Raw genomic sequence first — 16359 nt, forward strand, 5'->3', positions numbered from 1 at the left:
GGAGACGCTATGCTTGCCCCCCATCCCTTTGGCCGTGAAATCACCGCCGGGGCGCTAATCGAAAAATTTACCGCCCTGAAGCAGTGGGAAGATCGCTATCGCCAACTGATCATGCTGGCAAAGCAGTTGCCCCCGTTGCCGGAAGCATTACGCGCAGCGGAAATGGAATTGAGCGGCTGTGAAAACCGGGTCTGGCTGGGGCATCAGTTGCAGGCGGACGGGACGCTGCATTTTTATGGTGACAGCGAAGGTCGCATCGTACGCGGGCTGTTGGCGGTGCTGCTGACGGCGGTAGAAGGAAAAACGCCGCAAGAAATCGCGGCGATGGACCCCTTGGGGTTATTCGATCAGTTGGCGCTACGCGCCCAGCTCAGCGCCACCCGAGCCAGTGGATTGGAAGCGCTGGCTGCCGCAGTGAGGGCGATAAGCGCCCGCTACGCCTGACGCGCGGCTTTCGCCACCATCTTTTTCAGCGCGTGGGAAACGGCGACAAAGCCAAAGGTCGCGGTAACCATGGTTGCCGCACCGAATCCCGCACTGCAATCCATTCTTTTTGGCCCTTCAGCAGTGCTGCGCGACGCGCAAACGCTGCCATCCGGCTGCGGGTAAACCAGGGGTTCGCTGGAAAACACGCAGTCGATGCCCAGCTTGCCCTTACTGTTCTTCACCACGTTGAAATCATTTTTCAGCCGTTCACGCAGCTTGGCCGCCAGCGGATCCTGAATGGTTTTCGCCAAATCCACCACCGCAATCTGGGTCGGGTCTATCTGTCCACCGGCACCGCCGGTGGTGACCACAGGTATCTTGTAGCGTCGACAATAAGCCAGCAGTGCCGCCTTCGGTCGCACGCTGTCAATCGCGTCGATGACGTAGCTGAAATTGTTATCGAGCAGCTCGGCAACGTTGTCCGCCGTAATGAAATCGTCAATGCAGGTCACCCGACACTCAGGGTTGATCGCCAGAATGCGCTCCGCCATCACTTCCGTTTTTGACTGCCCGACATGCTGGCGCAGCGCATGGATTTGGCGATTGGTGTTGGTGACGCAGACATCGTCCATATCAATCAGCGTAATAGTGCCGATGCCGGTACGCGCCAGCGCTTCTGCCGCCCAGGAGCCCACGCCGCCAATGCCAATCACGCAAATGTGCGCCTGGGCAAACAGCGCCAACGCCTGCTGACCGTATAAACGTGCCGTGCCGCCAAAACGCTGCAGATAGGCTTCAGAATAGGCTGTGCTCATAACGCTTTTATTACCTTAACTTTGCAAATGATAAGGGCCGGAGGTTCCGGCCCTTCAGATTATTGACAAAGGGGGATAAAAGCGTGGTTTTTCCCCCTTTGTGTTATCAGCCGAAAATCAATAAATTGATTTTCCAGATTTATTTTCAAAATCTTTAGCGCCTGCCGCCAAACATTATAAGTTTGTCAGCAGTCGCAAGGACCGGAAAATCCGGCCCTTGCGGGTCAATATCGGTATACCCGTCGCCTTTCAAGCCATAATCAGACGACCAGCCTGAAATTCATCGGGTAAAACCTGATGCCGTTAACGGGTGACCAACAGCGAACCGCCTGAAGCGGAGCTGGTCTGGCTGGTAAACAGCGGCGCGTTTACGTTGGCGCCTTTCAGCACCCAAACGCGGCCGTAGTGGTTGTAATAACCCGCCGAGTGGCCGGCATCAGCCCCGATGCCCTGGTACATATCGAAGTGCTGGCCTTTGATCGCCCCACCCACATCCAGCGCCACCATCAGACGCATCTCATATTTTCCCGTGAATTTACCCTTGTTGTCCAGCAGCGGCACTTCCGCCAGCAGCGTGGTACCCGCCGGGATCAGTGAACGATCGGAAGCCACCGACGCTTTGGCGATCAACGGCACCGCACTGGCTCCGCGAACCGGCGCAAAGGCTTCAGGACGGAAGAAGACAAAGGAAGGGTTCTGTTCCAACAGCTCACGCACTTCTGCCGCGCTGTGGGTATCCGCCCACTGACGAATCGCCTGCATCGACATATCCGCCTTGGCCACTTCACCGCGGTCGATCAGCACTTTGCCAATGCTGCGATAAGCATGGCCGTTTTTGCCGCCGTAGCCGAAGAACACCAACGGCTGGCCGTTGCCGTAATCCACATAGCCACTGCCCTGGACTTCCATCATAAAGTTGTCCATCAGCGAGTTGGTGTACGCCACAATATAGCGATCGTCCAGCGCGCCTGAGTAAATACCCGCGCGATCGGGCAGGCGGCCTTTCCCTTTTGGCGGCATGCGGTACAGCGGGTAACGGAACTCACCCTGTTGGGTATAGCGCGCCTGCACCACCGGCGTGTAGTAACCGGTAAACTGAACGTTGCCGTAGTTGTCTACGCCTTCCATCTGGTAAGCGCTGAGGCCGTACTGGTTCAGGTTGCGCGTATCGGCGCCGGAGGCCATCCAGCTCTGTACTGCCTGATAAGTGGTGTTGTTGCGATTAAAAAGTGAAGGAGAAGCGTATTTGATCTCCATCAGCTGATCTGAATAATCCTTGGCATTAACCGGTACCCCTTTCGCGTTGGGTTGGTTCACCAACTCCAGCGACTGATCCAGGCGTCCATCCTTATATTGCTGTCCCCGATCGGTCGGCTTAGACGAACAGCCTGCCAGTATCGCTACCATTAACCCGCCCAGCAGGTATTTGCCCCAACGTCCTTTCATCGCGCACACTCTCAACTGATATGATCTCCCGCCGAACGATAACAAACGCCCATAGATAAAGGAATCGCCGCCTATAAAAAAAGCCCTTGGTCAGATAATGGTGAAAAAGAACGCAAATTGCGGGCTAATTCGACAGAAAGGCCGTTTTAGTTCAATAAAATGCAAAAAGGGTTGCAACCAAACGCACGGAGAGTATAGTGCGCTTCCATCGGACGCGGGGTGGAGCAGCCTGGTAGCTCGTCGGGCTCATAACCCGAAGGTCGTCGGTTCAAATCCGGCCTCCGCAACCAACCGATACTGCAACAGCAGTATCAAGTAAAAGGTTGGATTCGATGAAAAAAAAGGTATTATACGGACGCGGGGTGGAGCAGCCTGGTAGCTCGTCGGGCTCATAACCCGAAGGTCGTCGGTTCAAATCCGGCCCCCGCAACCAACCGATACTGTACCAGCGGTATCTTATGAAAGTTGGTTTACGATAATACAAGCATTAAGACGGACGCGGGGTGGAGCAGCCTGGTAGCTCGTCGGGCTCATAACCCGAAGGTCGTCGGTTCAAATCCGGCCTCCGCAACCAATCTTAATGACCACAGACAAGCACCTTAACGGGTGTTTTTTTGTATCTGAAATCCGCCAATCCCGATTTTACTCCAGCCAACAACGCCCTCTCCCTGACGTCAATGAAATCAGGTTATCACCCTCGATCAATCATAATGACTTTCGCGTTTTTGCAGCCACATCGCCCATACGGCTAACGCGGACACCACCGCCGGCACCGCCGCAAGCAGCAACAGATCGGATGCCATCCAATGGCGGGCAATCAGCGCAGCGCCCAACAGAGGCCCGAGCATCGAAGCGCCCCGTCCGATACCCAATCCCCAGCCTAAACCGGTTGAACGCAAAAATGTCGGGTAACCACCGGCAGCCAGCGCATTTACCCCCGGCATACCCCCGACGACGAAAACGCCCGTGACGAAAATCGAGCTGAACAGCATCAGCAGATTTTGCGGCTCAAAACCTATCGCGGCTATTGAAAGGGCCGCGATTGAAAAGCCCGTGATAAGCACGCTGTAAGCCCCAAATTTGTCAATCAGGCGGCCAAGCGCCAGGGTGCCTAAAACCCCGCCAAACTGTAATGCCCCAGTGGCCAAATTGGCGATTTCCAGCGACAGCCCCGCGTCCTTGATCAGGGTTGGCAGCCAATTTGCCAAAAAATAGAGATCGATAAGATTCATAAAATTCACCAGCCAAAGCAGCAAGGTGAACACGGCGCGGTTATCTCGAAAGAGATCAACCACCGTGGCTTTGGCGCGCTGCATGCCAACATGACTGTTGGAAAGATCGACACTCATGGCCTGCTGCTCCGGAAACACTTTTCGCAAGGTTGAACGAATTGCCGCTTCTCCCTTTCCGCATCTCAACATCCATTGTGCCGACTCCGGCAGGTAGGCCCACATAGAAATCGCCAGGATAATCGGCAAAAGCCCCCCGAGAATAAAAATAGCCTGCCAGCCGACGAGCGGGATCAGCAAAGCCGCGGTAACGCCACCCAAACCGCCGCCGATCGCAAAAAAACAGGTTATCGCAGTGATATAGGTCGCTCGCTGGCGTAAAGGGCTGTATTCGACAACCAACGCAATGCAGTTGGGCATCACGCCGCCTAAGGCTATACCCGCAAGGAAACGGAACGCCATCAGTTGATTAACATTCTGGGCGAAGGCAGAACACAGGGTGAATACGCCAAAAATGAGCGTGGCAGAAATGATGGACGGCCTGCGCCCGATGCGATCGGCAAGCCAACCCAAAGCAAAGGCACCGATGGCAATGCCGGCCAATCCGGCGCTGAACACCGGCCCCAACACTGCTGTTTCCAGCGACCAGGCATCCCGAATGGCCGGTGCGGCATAGCCCATGGCCTGGATATCGAACCCATCGCACATAAGACAAAGCGCGCACATAATCAGCAAAAGCACTTGGCCGCGACGCGTCCCCGTGCTGTCTACCATTTCCTGAATGCTCTGCATTCCTTCGTTTGCGGACATTGACACGGGATATCCTTTTCTTTGTGAGATTGAAAAATATATTTTTAAATAAAATATATTTTTTATCTTCTGTCAATTTTCAACGCAAATTTGGCACGTCAGTGTCTTAGAGTGTGATCAGAACGACAAACGAGGCTCCACAGCCTTGCCGGCCAAAGGGCACCTCATTCGCTATTCGCAGAGGATATGAATGAAAGGTCACTGGCGCTTTTATCGATAACCGCCAGTGAGTGAACAAGAAACGCGACTGGCGGAAAGGGATGCGCCAGTTTCAGGATTAACCAAAGAAGGAGGGCCCCGGCAAAGCAGCGCTAATGGCTGGCCTGAATCAGGAGAGTGCCTTTAAACGGAAGTGCGGCAGTTCATTCCTGCCGCCTCAGCTTATTTTTGCCCGCGCGCTACTGCCCCGCCGTTAGCAAAATACGCCTTGATTCCCGCCAGAATAGATTCCGCCACCTGCTGCTGAAAATGGGTGGTACGCAGTTTGCGCTCTTCCTCTATATTGCTGATAAACGCCGTTTCAACCAGGATAGAGGGGATATCCGGCGCCTTTAACACCGCAAAACCGGCCTGATCGACACGATTCTTATGCAAACGGTTAATTTTGCCCATTCGGTTAAGCACTTCCTTGCCGAATTTCAGGCTGTCGTTGATGGTCGCGGTTTGTATCAGGTCAAACATGGTGTGATCCAAATAGCGATCGCCGCTTTTGCTGACGCCGCCGATTTGGTCCGATTCGTTTTGGGTCTGTGCCAGGAACTTGGCCGCCGAGCTGGTAGCGCCCTTGGTCGACAGCGCAAATACCGACGAACCGCGCGCGGCACGGTTGGTGAAGGCATCGGCATGGATCGACACGAACAGATCGGCACGCTGCTTGCGTGCCTTAGCTACCCTCACCTTAAGCGGAATGAAGACGTCCTCGTTGCGCGTCATAAACACCTTCATGTTGGGCTCACGCTTGATTAAGGTGCTCAGCCGACGGGCAATCTGCAGTACGATATCTTTTTCACGCGTTTTGAATTTGCCAATCGCCCCGGGATCCTCGCCGCCATGGCCGGGATCCAGCATGATGACAATCGGCCGATCGCGCCCTGCCTTGCCGGCCTGCGGCGCTTCCGCCGGCAAAGTCCGCTCAAGATCGCCCTTGTTGTAATCTTCCAGTAACGCCAGCAGCGGATCATACTCCTCGCCGCTGCCGCCCTTGCTTGGGTACAGGTCCATCACCAGACGATTGCGGTATTCCGGCACCGGCGCCAACGTAAACATGTGTGGCGTGACGCTGCGTTTAAGCTCCAGCACCAGCCTGACGGTGTTTTGATCAAACTGACCGACGCGCGCCTGTTTGAGGTAAGGATCGTCGGCGCGTACCTGGCCGACAATGCCCTTAAGCACGCTGTTGAGCTGCACGCCCTCGATATCTACCACCACGCGATCGGGGTTGGTCAACGCAAACTGTTTGTATTTCAGTTCAACGTTAGATTCGAGCGTCACTCGGGTATAGGTAGAAGAAGGCCAGACACGTACGGCGATGACGTGCGACGAAGCAGCGATGCCTACGCGACTCACACTCAGCAACCAGCTAGCGGCAACCCCCTGCAATAAACGACGGCGGCCCAGATTGTGATTTGAGTTTGGCATGCGACTCCGGCAGTGGTAACAGATTAAAACAGATGAAAAAAACACCAGTAAAACGGGAATGCCGAAAACTTTAACCAATCATTCCGGCGCTGTCATCAGAAAATCTTTTTATGGTTTTTCAATTTATTAACGATTCAGCGCCCTTAGCAAAGAAATAGAGACAATTTCCCACTTGCCATCAGGCCAATAAAAGAATAAAAATACAAAAATATCGTATAAATATGCAAAAGAGGTTTGGCCGTGAAGGAACGTAGTACAGAGCTGGTCCAAGGATTCCGTCACTCAGTTCCCTATATCAACGCCCACCGTGGCAAGACGTTTGTCGTCATGCTTGGCGGGGAAGCCATAGAACATGAGAACTTTTCCAACATCGTCAACGATATCGGGCTGCTGCATAGCCTGGGCATTCGTTTGGTGGTGGTCTATGGCGCGCGGCCGCAGATCGACGTCAATCTGGCGCAGCATAATTACGAACCGATTTACCACAAGCATACCCGCGTCACCGACGCCCACACGCTAGAGTTGGTGAAGCAGGCGGCTGGCCTGTTGCAACTGGACATTACCGCCCGGTTATCGATGAGCCTCAACAACACACCGCTGCAGGGTGCGCACATCAACGTGGTCAGCGGTAACTTTATCATTGCCCAACCGCTGGGTATCGATGACGGCGTGGACTACTGCCACAGCGGCCGTATCCGCCGTATCGATGAAGAGGCCATTCATCGTCAGCTCGACAGCAACGCCATCGTGCTGATAGGCCCGGTCGCCGTTTCCGTTACCGGCGAAAGCTTTAACCTGACGTCAGAGGAAGTGGCGACGCAGTTGGCGATCAAGCTGAAAGCCGAGAAGATGATCGGCTTCTGCTCGTCGCAGGGGGTCACCAATCAGGAAGGCAATATCATCTCCGAACTGTTTCCCAACGATGCACAAAAACGCATCGAAGAGCTGGAAGAGAGCGGCGATTACCATTCCGGCACCGTGCGCTTCCTGCGCGGCGCGGTAAAGGCCTGCCGCAGCGGCGTACGCCGCAGCCACCTGATCAGCTATCAGGAAGACGGCGCGCTGGTGCAAGAGTTGTTCTCACGCGATGGTATCGGCACCCAGATCGTCATGGAAAGCGCGGAACAGGTGCGCCGGGCCACGATTAACGACATCGGCGGCATCCTCGAACTGATCCGTCCGCTTGAACAGCAAGGCATTTTGGTTCGCCGCTCGCGTGAGCAGTTGGAAATGGAGATCGACAAGTTCACCATTATTGAACGCGATAACCTGACCATCGCCTGCGCGGCGCTGTATCCGTTCCCGGAAGAGAAAATCGGCGAAATGGCCTGCGTAGCGGTACACCCGGATTACCGCAGCTCATCACGCGGTGAAATGTTGCTGCAGCGGGTGGAGAGTCAGGCGCGCCAGATGGGCCTGCGTAAACTGTTCGTGCTGACCACGCGCAGCATCCACTGGTTCCAGGAGCGCGGTTTCACCCCGGCGGAAGTTGACGTACTGCCAATGCAAAAACAGGCGCTGTACAACTACCAACGCCGTTCCAAAATTCTGCTGGCCGATCTGTAAACCCTGGCGGGCGCAGCAGATGAACTGCGCCCCATTTTTGTCCCTTACGTCGTTATCTGCAACCGCTCTGCCAAACCACTGCGCCGTTGGGTCGGGGTGCGGATCGCCCGTAGCAAAACGGCTTCGGTGGCATACAGCGAAAGCTGTTTCCGGGCCCGGGTGATCGCGGTATACACCAGTTCGCGGGTGAGCACCGGCAAAAAGTGATTGGGAAGTACCAGTACCGTATGATCGAACTCTGAGCCCTGCGATTTATGCACCGTCATCGCATAGGCGGTTTCATGCGCCGGTAAACGGCTCGGCTGCACCGACTTAATGCTGCCGTCCGGCAGTTGGAAATGAACGCGCAGCTCGCCGCTCTCATCTCGCAAAGCAATACCAATATCACCGTTGAATAACCCCAGCGCGCTGTCATTACGCCCAATCATCACCGGACGCCCCGGATACCAACGCCCCGCGGTTCCTGGCTTACGCTGGATCAGACCGGCGCGTTGCAGCCCCGTTTCAATCCGCTCATTTAGCCCGGCAATACCGAATGGCCCCTCTCGTAGCGCGCACAGCACCTGGAATTGGCCAAACGCCGCCAGTATCGTCACCGCATCGGCACCCGTCGCCACCTGCCGCAGATAATCACGATAGCCCGCCACGCAAGCATCCAATAGCGCCTGATAGTCTTGCGTTTCCGCCAACGGATACCCCGTAACGTCGCTGAAGTTGCCACCCAGCGCCCAGGCCGCTTTCTTGCCATCTCCGGCATTTACCGCAAAAGCCAGTTGACCAATGCCCGAGTTGGCATCAAAGCGATAGCTCTTGCGCAGCAGGCACAAACTGTCGCGCACGGCCGCTTCGGCCTCGGCACTTTGTCCCTGCAGCAGACAGCCGGTCAGCCGCGAGAGCTGCTCCGCCCGTGCCACGCTATAACCTTGCTCGGCAAAGCGGCAGATATCGCCCAGCACCGCGCCAGCCTCAACCGAAGCCAGCTGATCGCGATCGCCCAGGAAAATCACCCGCGCCTTAGCAGGCAAAGCGGCAATCAGGCGCGCCATCATCGGCAGGTCAACCATCGAGGCTTCATCGACCACCAGCACATCCAGATGCAGCGGGTTGCCACGGTGATAACGCATACGCTGGCTGTTGGGCTGAGCGCCTAACAGGCGGTGAAGCGTGGAGGCTTCCGTCGGGAACAGCGCACGTTGCTCAGGCGTTAGCGCCAGTTGCCTGCCGGCGCTGCCTAAGGATTCGGTCAGGCGGGCCGCCGCTTTACCGGTAGGTGCCGCCAACTGAATGCGCAAACGTCGGCCTTCGGCAAGCTGCACCAGCGCGGCCAACAGCTTGGCCACGGTGGTGGTTTTACCGGTGCCCGGTCCGCCGGAAATGACGGCAATGCGCCGCGTGGCGGCCACTGCGGCGGCAATTTTCTGCCAGTCCGGTTCGTCGCTCGCTTCGCCAAATAATTGATCGAGAATGGTGCGGAGCTCGGCTTCTTCAACCGGTTGATGGAGGCTGTCACCGCTGATAAATTCGGCCACCTCGCCTTCGTTCTGCCACATGCGCTGCAGGTATAAACGCTGCTGTTGCAACACCATCGGCATCGCCGTGCTGCCATCGCCAATCGCCGCGCTGGCAGACAGCCGCTGCTGCCATTCGGTCAGATTGGGTTGCCCTGCCGCCAACCACACGGCCTGCGCCAGCTCTGGCTGACGTCCGTCAAAAAGATTCTCAGGCAACAACTGTTCCAGCATCAGGCAAACATGGCCGGCACCCGCCTCGGCGCTGAGGCAAGCAGCCGCCAACAAAATATCCGGCTGGTCCGCTGCCGCCACCACGCGGGCAAACTGTAAATCCAGCGGGCGCAGCACGCCGAGTCCCTGCGCCTGTTCCAGTAAAGCTATCATGGCTCATCCTCCGCCGTAATGGCCTCGCCGCTGAACAACCTGTCCATGCCTTCGACTAACGCTTGCTCTGGCCGACAGGCGAAGATACCGTTGCCTGGATGCTGCGCATCCACCCCGCGCAGGAACAAATAAATCACCCCGCCGAAGTGCCGTTGATAGTCGTAGTCCACCAGCCGATGACGCAGATAACGGTGCAGCGCCAGGGTATATAACTGATACTGCAGATCGTAACGGTGTTCTGCCATCGCCTGCTCCATCGCCGGCCGGGTATAGGCACTGCTGTCCTCCCCCAACCAGTTGGATTTGTAATCCAGCAGGTAGTACTTCCCCTGCCAGCAGAACACCAGGTCAATAAACCCTTTCAACATTCCCTGCACCTGTTGGAAATCCAGTGCCGGGCAGCGAGCAGAAAGCGGATCGTGGTTTTTCACCAGCGCATCCAGCTCACGGGCCTGCAACAGCCTGTCGATCGGCAGATAGAACTGCAGTTCGGCCTGCTTTTGCTGCGGCGCCAGAGCCGACAGCACGACACCGGCATCATTGAGCGGGGTGTTGAGCAACACCTGCATCCACGCCAGCAGTATCGGTTGCCAATGTTCGGCAAAGCCTTGCTGTTGCAGTTGCTCCAGCAGCCACTGCTCGTCAAGCGGTTGGGTAAAATCGAGCGTTTCAAACAGGCTGTGCAAGAAAGTCCCCGGGGTAGCACCGCGAGGGAAAGTGTGGGGTGTGAGTGCTGGCTCACTGTCCTGAGCTTGCTCGCCTGCGGCATCAACATCCAGCCGCGGCAATAAATCCTGCATCAGGCCTGCGCCGTGCTGTTGCAAGCCGGTATAGCTGGTCACTCGCCAAAAATCCTGCACCTGACGTGAAAAACCTTTGGCGGCCAGCTCGCTCAATTCCGACGTTTGCGGCAACCAGGGTTGTTCATCCAGCGTGTCGACCAGTGACAGCGCAACGCCTTCCCCGACAAGCTGTTGCAGGCATTGCTGCAGATAGGCCGCATCGCCGGCCTGGCCGGCTTGCACCAGATAACCCAGCGCACTGCGGTGTAAATCGGTATCCCCCTGCTTCTTGCGGGTGCCTTGGATCAGCGGCGCAATACCGATGCTGCAGTGATACACCGAACGGGTCAATGCCACGTACAACAGGCGTAAATCCTCCGCCAGCCGCTCCTCCTCCGCCCATTCGATACTTTCTTCATCGGCGTTGAGGTCAAGCAAAGCCTGGAAGCTCTGGCGATCGTGATACAGCACCTGCTGCTGTTGGCGGAAATTACCGACGAACGGCAGCCACACCAGATCAAATTCCAGCCCTTTGGATTTATGGATGGTGATCACCTGCACCAGATGGCGATCGCTTTCCAGGCGTAACTGTTGGTTGTCAGACTGACGATTGGGTTGGGCAATCTGCTGCGCCAGCCAACGGACCAGCGCATGCTCGCTGTCGAGCTGTGCTGAGGCTTCCTGCAGCAGTTCCCCCAAATGCATCACGTCGGTCAATCGACGCTCGCCACCCTGCGTGGCCAACAGGTTTTCTGCCAGATGGCGCTGCTTCATCACCTCGCGCAACATCGGCAATACTCCCCGGCGCAGCCAGAGGGTGCGGTAGTCGTCAAACTCGTTGACCAGCTTATCCCATGCGCGCTCATCCTGATTCAAACTGTCCAGCGCCAATGCGTCCAATCCCATCAGCCCGGTCGCCATGGCGCTGCGCAAGGTGCGCTCCTGCTCCGGTGCCAACACGGCCTGCAGCAACCACAGCAAATCCTTGGCCTCTGGCGTATCAAACACGCTGTCGCGGTTGGACAAGTAAACCGAAGGAATGGCCAGCGCACTGAGCGCATCGCGAACTAACGCCGCCTCGTTACGGCTACGCACCAGCACGGTAATGTCTGAAGCCTGCACCGCCCGGCGTTTATCACCATCCACCAGCCAAGCCTGCTGCTGTTGCCCGGCGCTTAGCCAGTCACGGATTTGCGTAGCGCACAGGCGCGCCATCAATTGTTGGTACTCACTAACGCCAACCCCTTCTCCCTGTTGCAGCCAGAATTGCATTGCCGGTTGCGGTTGGTTTTGCAGTTCAAAAGCCAAGCCCCGGTTTTTTGCGGCGGCGGCCACGTCAATAAAGGGAATTTGGCTGAACAGGAAGGGTTTTTCCACCTGAGCAAACAGATGGTTAACGCTGCCGACCATTGCCGGTGACGAGCGCCAGTTGGTCTCAAGCGTATAGTGGGCGCTTACCTCTGAACGGGCTCGCATATAGGTAAAGATATCGGCGCCACGGAAGGCATAAATCGCCTGTTTCGGATCGCCGATCAGCAGCAGGCCGCATTCGGGTCGGCCAACGTAAAGCTTTTGGAAGATGCGGTATTGCTGCGGATCGGTATCCTGGAATTCATCGATCATCGCCACCGGATAACGCTGACGGATCGCCTGCGCTAAGCGATCGCCGCCTTCACTGTGCAGTGCCGTGTCCAGACGGCTTAACAGATCGTCAAAGCCGAGTTCAGCCCTTTGGCGTTTTTCTTGCTGAATGGAGAGGCGTATCTCGCTCAATGCCCGCGCCATAATCAAATCACGCAGCGTCAGCGGCTCATCAAAGAGTTCGTCGATTGCCACAAACAACGGATGACGCGGCGGCTCGCCTTTTTTAGTTTTATCCAACAGCACCGACTGGCGGAACTTGTCGAGCTCTTTCGGTAGCTGGTAATCCTGCGTTTCCAGCGCGACCCATTCGCCGACCTTATGCAGCCAGTTGGGCAGGTGCTTGCTGCTGTAGCTACGCTTGTCAACGCCGGACTGGCTGATTAACGCTTCCAGATCGCCGGCTGTCGCCCCCCACTGAGCTTTAATGGCGTCAATACGCGCCACGATTTGCTCATGGCGCATCAGCACCGTTTCGTCCTCTTTCGGCGGTCGTCGCAACAGCGGCGCTTCGCCATGCAAATAACCGGAGAGATCGGCCAGCAGTGCTTCCGGGCCGCTCCATTCCTGGCTTACCGCCCGGGCCACGCCCAGCGGCAACGGGTAACAATGGCGACGCCAAAAATCCGCACAGGCCTGGCGACGCAGCGGCAACTCATCCTGCACCAGCGTTTGCTCAAACAGAATGCCTGACTCGAAGGCGTTGTGGGTCAGCATACGCTGACAAAAACCGTGAATGGTGTATATCGCCGCTTCGTCCATCTGCCGCTCGGCCGCCAACAGCTGCGCAGCGGCGTCGGGCAGATCTTTAATCTCCGCCATCAGCGAGGTAAATAACGGATCCTTGCTGCGGCCACGGACGCAGGCAATACGCAACCCATGGATATTGCTGCGAATACGCCCACGCAACTCCTCGGTGGCGGCCTCGGTAAAGGTCACCACCAGGATCTCCTCTACCGTCAACGGCCGGGAAAAAGCCGCCGCCTGGCCCAGACCAAGCAGCAGGCGCAGATACAGCGCCCCAATGGTAAAGGTCTTGCCGGTCCCCGCCGAGGCTTCTATCAACCGTTCGCCAAACAGCGGCAACGTTAGCGGGTCAAGCCGCTGCGGGGCCGTTTCCGTCATGGTGTCGCGACCTTACGCGGCAGAGTTTGCTGCAGTGCGGACGCATTAGGATAAGTCACCCAGTCCGGCTGCACGGCATAATCGGCCTTCTCCTGGCCGCTGCCGCTCACCTGCGACAACACCGCCAGGCCCTGAGGCTGGATCACCGCCTGATGGAAATAGTCCGCCAATTTGACCGGCGTCAGCTGTTTGATCTGCTCAATCAGCTTATGACGGGTATCAAACGCGAAATTGCCGCGATCGAAGTCATTGGCAAAACGACCAGCCTCTTCACTCAGGGTTTGCGGGCGCTGTTTCAACTCGTTGATAATCGCCTGCTTGTACTGTTCGAAGTCGGCCGGTTTCATCTCACGCAGGCGTTTTTCGGTTTTCGGGTAGAAATCCTGATAGCGCTGGTACAGATATGCCGGCTGCTTGCTGTTGCTTTGCAACAGGAAACCAATCCCCCACTGCCGCCCTACGGACATCGGGAAAGCAAATACCGCATAGCCCAATTGCTCCTGGGTACGCAGTTGGCTGTAGAACCACGGCTGAATAATCTGCCCCAACAGCGAGCTGTAGGCCATGCCGGTCACTTCGTCATAGCCGGTCGGCACATAGACCGCTGCCAGCGCCGAGTCGGTGCTGCTGCCGGCACGCTGCAGGTTGGCCAGCTGTTTTTTAGCCACTTCAACGTCTTCGCCGTGCCACCATTCAATGCCGGTGCACCCCAGACGGTGTTTCAACGTGGAGGCCAGCGTGTCCACCTGTTGCTTGCTCATATTGCCCACCACCAGCAATTCCGGCGTCGCTTCCGCCAACAGGTTGTCGCGGTAGGCCAGCACGTCTTTCAGCGTCAGGGTTTTCAGCACCTCACGGCGCTCGCTGCGTTCGGAGTACGGCACGCGGGAAACCATCTGCACCGGCTGAATCGCCAATTCGAAAGCTTTGCCCTTCTCGGCAGAATCCAGTTGCTCCAAATACCAGGATTTGGCCTGTGCCAGTTGGTCTTCCGTCGGCGTGAAGCTGGAGTACCCCTCAATCAACGACGTCAGCAACTGCGGCAGACGCTGAGTGAAGCCGTTGGCGTTGAATTGCAGACCGTTGTTCGGTGAAGTAGAGAAACTAAGTCCGCCCACCGAGGCCTGATAGCTCAGCTGATCCAGCGAAATTCCCGCCAGATAGTCGGTCAACGAGAACAGCACCTGGTTGCGCGCCGAGTCCATGGTTTTTGCATTGCGGAATGCCACTGTAACGTCGGCTTTAGGCTCGTCGGCAAAGTAGCGGCTCGGCATATACAACACGCGCAGGCCCGATTGATCGACCACCATCTCCGGTTTTTTGAATTCGTGCGAAGGCTTGGTCAGGCTGAAATCATCTGGAATATACGGGTTCAAGGCCGGCAACGACAGGCTGATCCCCTTGCCCAATTGCTGCCACTGCTCGAAACGCTGCGGCGTGATCTTATCGACCTGATAAGGCGCATTGACGAAGTAAGCCGTTTTGTTGTGGGGCTCATTCGGGCTGACAAACCAGATACGCGCATTTTGCGGCGTCATGGCGTCCAGACGCTCGGCAATCGCTTTGGCGTCATAGCGATCGGCCAGGTAAGGCGCATCCAGCGTATGTTCGACCGGCACTCGCAGCATGGTATCCACCAGCCATTCGATATAGTCCATATCACGGGTGATCGAGGGATAGCGGAAATCCAGGTTCAGTACGTGGGAGATCTCATCAAAGTAGCTCTGCTTGATGCCTTCGCTGCGCAACATTTTCAGGTAGTTGAAGATAGCCGCGACCACCTCGTCACGTTTGGCCAGGCCTTTATCGGTCAGCGAAACGCTGATCGAAAACACCCCGCCGTTGCGATCCACCATAGGATCGGCCCCGGCATTGATTGCATCCGCCAGCCCTTGTTTCTGCAGCCAGTCCGACAGCGTGTTTTGGCTGCGGTTGCCAATCAGGTAACCGATATAGGTGTCAGTTTTACTGCGGAACTCAGCGCTGTTGTTGTCGATGCGGAACTCGACCTTCAACTGCTTGCGCGGCTGGGCCGGCACATAGTGAATAATGATCCCCTGCTGCTCAGGCGTGACGGCCGGAACGGTTATCGGCGGTACGCTGGCATCATGGTTAGGCACGCGGCCAAAGGTTTTGGCCGCCAGTTCAGCCAATGCCGGCAAGGGTTGGTTACTGTACAACACCCCCATCATCAGATTGGCGGAATAATAGCGTTGATAGAATGCCGTTAGCTCGTCGTGCAGCTTGCTACCGGGCTTGTCTTTCAGAGTATCGAGGTTACCGCCGGAGAAGCGCGCGCTTGGGTGAGCCGGGTTCAGCGTTTCCGCCCCGACCTGCGCCATGCGCATACCGTCCCGTGAACGCGCCATCGTCAGTTCGGCATTCACTGCATTGCGTTCGCGATCGGCATTGCCTGGATCCAATATCGGCTCGGCGATAGCATCCGCCATGCGGTCTACCGCCGGGGCCAGCGCATCGTTTTCCACTTCCAGATAGAATGCGGTGCGGTAAGAGGCGGTGCTGGCGTTATGGCTGCCACCGTGTTTCTTCAGAAACTCGGACAGGTTTTCCGGCTGCGGATAGCGCTTGGATCCCATCAGCACCATGTGCTCCAGGTAGTGCGCCAGCCCAAGCTGGCTGTTCGGATCCTCCAGCGAGCCCACCGGCAGCGCCAGCGCCGCCAGCGATTTTGGTGCCTGGGCGTCGGACACCAGCAGCACGGTCATGCCGTTCGTCAACTTGATCGCCTGATACTGTCGCGGATCGTGATCGCTTTTGTTGATCTTCTCCGCCAGCGGTTGCCATCCCTGTGCGGCCCAGCTCAACGGTGCCCAAAACATAACCAATAATACTAACCCGGTGATGCGGGCCAACTGTCTGCGCATATCCAAAATAAACCCCTATTCTGACGCCATCGCGCCAAATCCCTGACGTTGACGGCGTACATCAAAACAACACAACACAATAATATCTATATGCTTGTACG

9 protein-coding genes and 3 tRNA genes are annotated in these 16359 nt (G+C 56.7%); 5 read left to right on the forward strand and 7 right to left on the reverse strand.

All coding sequences use genetic code 11. The features are described from left to right. Positions 1-9: 9 nt before the first annotated feature. A complete protein-coding gene (gene csdE / locus LQ945_RS08500; protein ID WP_270102685.1) occupies positions 10-444 on the forward strand; it encodes a cysteine desulfurase sulfur acceptor subunit CsdE in 435 nt (144 codons plus the stop codon). Here the strand turns inward: csdE and tcdA are convergent. Together tcdA and mltA are read right to left on the reverse strand one after the other, a co-directional pair. Continuing rightward, complete coding sequence (tcdA, locus tag LQ945_RS08505; RefSeq protein ID WP_269935629.1) at positions 435-1241, reverse strand: tRNA cyclic N6-threonylcarbamoyladenosine(37) synthase TcdA; 807 nt, start codon at positions 1239-1241, stop codon at positions 435-437. The two genes, csdE and tcdA, sit on opposite strands and share 10 nt — an antisense overlap. Before the next feature lie 303 nt (positions 1242-1544). Further along, positions 1545-2687 (reverse strand): murein transglycosylase A, encoded by a 1143-nt coding sequence (gene mltA, locus LQ945_RS08510; RefSeq protein ID WP_261287244.1) that lies wholly within the window; start codon positions 2685-2687, stop codon positions 1545-1547. Between the two features lie 213 nt (positions 2688-2900). Between mltA and LQ945_RS08515 the strand changes: the two genes are divergently transcribed. The 3 genes from LQ945_RS08515 to LQ945_RS08525 all read left to right on the forward strand — a co-directional run bounded on the left by LQ945_RS08515 (position 2901) and on the right by LQ945_RS08525 (position 3261). Beyond that, a tRNA-Met gene (locus LQ945_RS08515) sits at positions 2901-2977 on the forward strand. Between the two features lie 66 nt (positions 2978-3043). Then, a tRNA-Met gene (locus tag LQ945_RS08520) sits at positions 3044-3120 on the forward strand. A 64-nt stretch (positions 3121-3184) separates the two neighbouring features. Next, positions 3185-3261 (forward strand) — tRNA-Met (locus tag LQ945_RS08525). Positions 3262-3388: 127 nt separating this feature from the next. On the opposite strand, the gene LQ945_RS08530 is transcribed toward LQ945_RS08525, so the two are convergent. Further along, positions 3389-4726 (reverse strand): MFS transporter, encoded by a 1338-nt coding sequence (locus LQ945_RS08530; protein WP_270102686.1) that lies wholly within the window; start codon positions 4724-4726, stop codon positions 3389-3391. Positions 4727-5107: 381 nt separating this feature from the next. Next, positions 5108-6364 (reverse strand): N-acetylmuramoyl-L-alanine amidase AmiC, encoded by a 1257-nt coding sequence (gene amiC / locus LQ945_RS08535; protein ID WP_269935631.1) that lies wholly within the window; start codon positions 6362-6364, stop codon positions 5108-5110. Positions 6365-6604: 240 nt separating this feature from the next. On the opposite strand from amiC, the gene argA reads away from it, so the two are divergent. Then, positions 6605-7930 carry an amino-acid N-acetyltransferase gene (argA, locus tag LQ945_RS08540; RefSeq protein ID WP_262241020.1) on the forward strand — a complete coding sequence of 442 codons (1326 nt, stop codon included), beginning with the start codon at positions 6605-6607 and terminating at the stop codon, positions 7928-7930. 44 nt (positions 7931-7974) lie between these two features. On the opposite strand, the gene recD is transcribed toward argA, so the two are convergent. Genes recD through ptrA form a run of 3 tightly spaced genes read right to left on the reverse strand, consistent with a single transcriptional unit; the run spans position 7975 to position 16258 of the window. After that, the gene (gene recD, locus LQ945_RS08545) at positions 7975-9825 is read right to left on the reverse strand and encodes an exodeoxyribonuclease V subunit alpha (protein WP_270102687.1); all 1851 of its coding nucleotides are present in this window, start codon (positions 9823-9825) and stop codon (positions 7975-7977) included. Next, positions 9822-13373, reverse strand: coding sequence for an exodeoxyribonuclease V subunit beta (gene recB / locus LQ945_RS08550; RefSeq protein ID WP_269935633.1), 3552 nt, complete (start codon positions 13371-13373; stop codon positions 9822-9824). Before recB ends, recD begins: the two co-directional genes overlap by 4 nt. Continuing rightward, positions 13370-16258 carry a pitrilysin gene (gene ptrA / locus LQ945_RS08555; protein ID WP_270102971.1) on the reverse strand — a complete coding sequence of 963 codons (2889 nt, stop codon included), beginning with the start codon at positions 16256-16258 and terminating at the stop codon, positions 13370-13372. The genes recB and ptrA overlap by 4 nt, the downstream gene beginning before the upstream one ends. Between the last annotated feature and the right edge of the window lie 101 nt (positions 16259-16359).

The organism is Serratia liquefaciens (assembly GCF_027594825.1).
Taxonomy (GTDB): domain Bacteria; phylum Pseudomonadota; class Gammaproteobacteria; order Enterobacterales; family Enterobacteriaceae; genus Serratia; species Serratia liquefaciens_A.

Coding starts and splice junctions, on each gene's coding strand:
- tcdA (WP_269935629.1), bottom strand. CDS start 1,241: ATGAGCACAGCCTATTCTGAAGCCTATCTGCAGCGTTTTGGCGGCACG.
- LQ945_RS08530 (WP_270102686.1), bottom strand. CDS start 4,726: ATGTCCGCAAACGAAGGAATGCAGAGCATTCAGGAAATGGTAGACAGC.
- mltA (WP_261287244.1), bottom strand. CDS start 2,687: ATGAAAGGACGTTGGGGCAAATACCTGCTGGGCGGGTTAATGGTAGCG.
- csdE (WP_270102685.1), top strand. CDS start 10: ATGCTTGCCCCCCATCCCTTTGGCCGTGAAATCACCGCCGGGGCGCTA.
- ptrA (WP_270102971.1), bottom strand. CDS start 16,258: ATGCGCAGACAGTTGGCCCGCATCACCGGGTTAGTATTATTGGTTATG.
- recB (WP_269935633.1), bottom strand. CDS start 13,373: ATGACGGAAACGGCCCCGCAGCGGCTTGACCCGCTAACGTTGCCGCTG.
- amiC (WP_269935631.1), bottom strand. CDS start 6,364: ATGCCAAACTCAAATCACAATCTGGGCCGCCGTCGTTTATTGCAGGGG.
- recD (WP_270102687.1), bottom strand. CDS start 9,825: ATGATAGCTTTACTGGAACAGGCGCAGGGACTCGGCGTGCTGCGCCCG.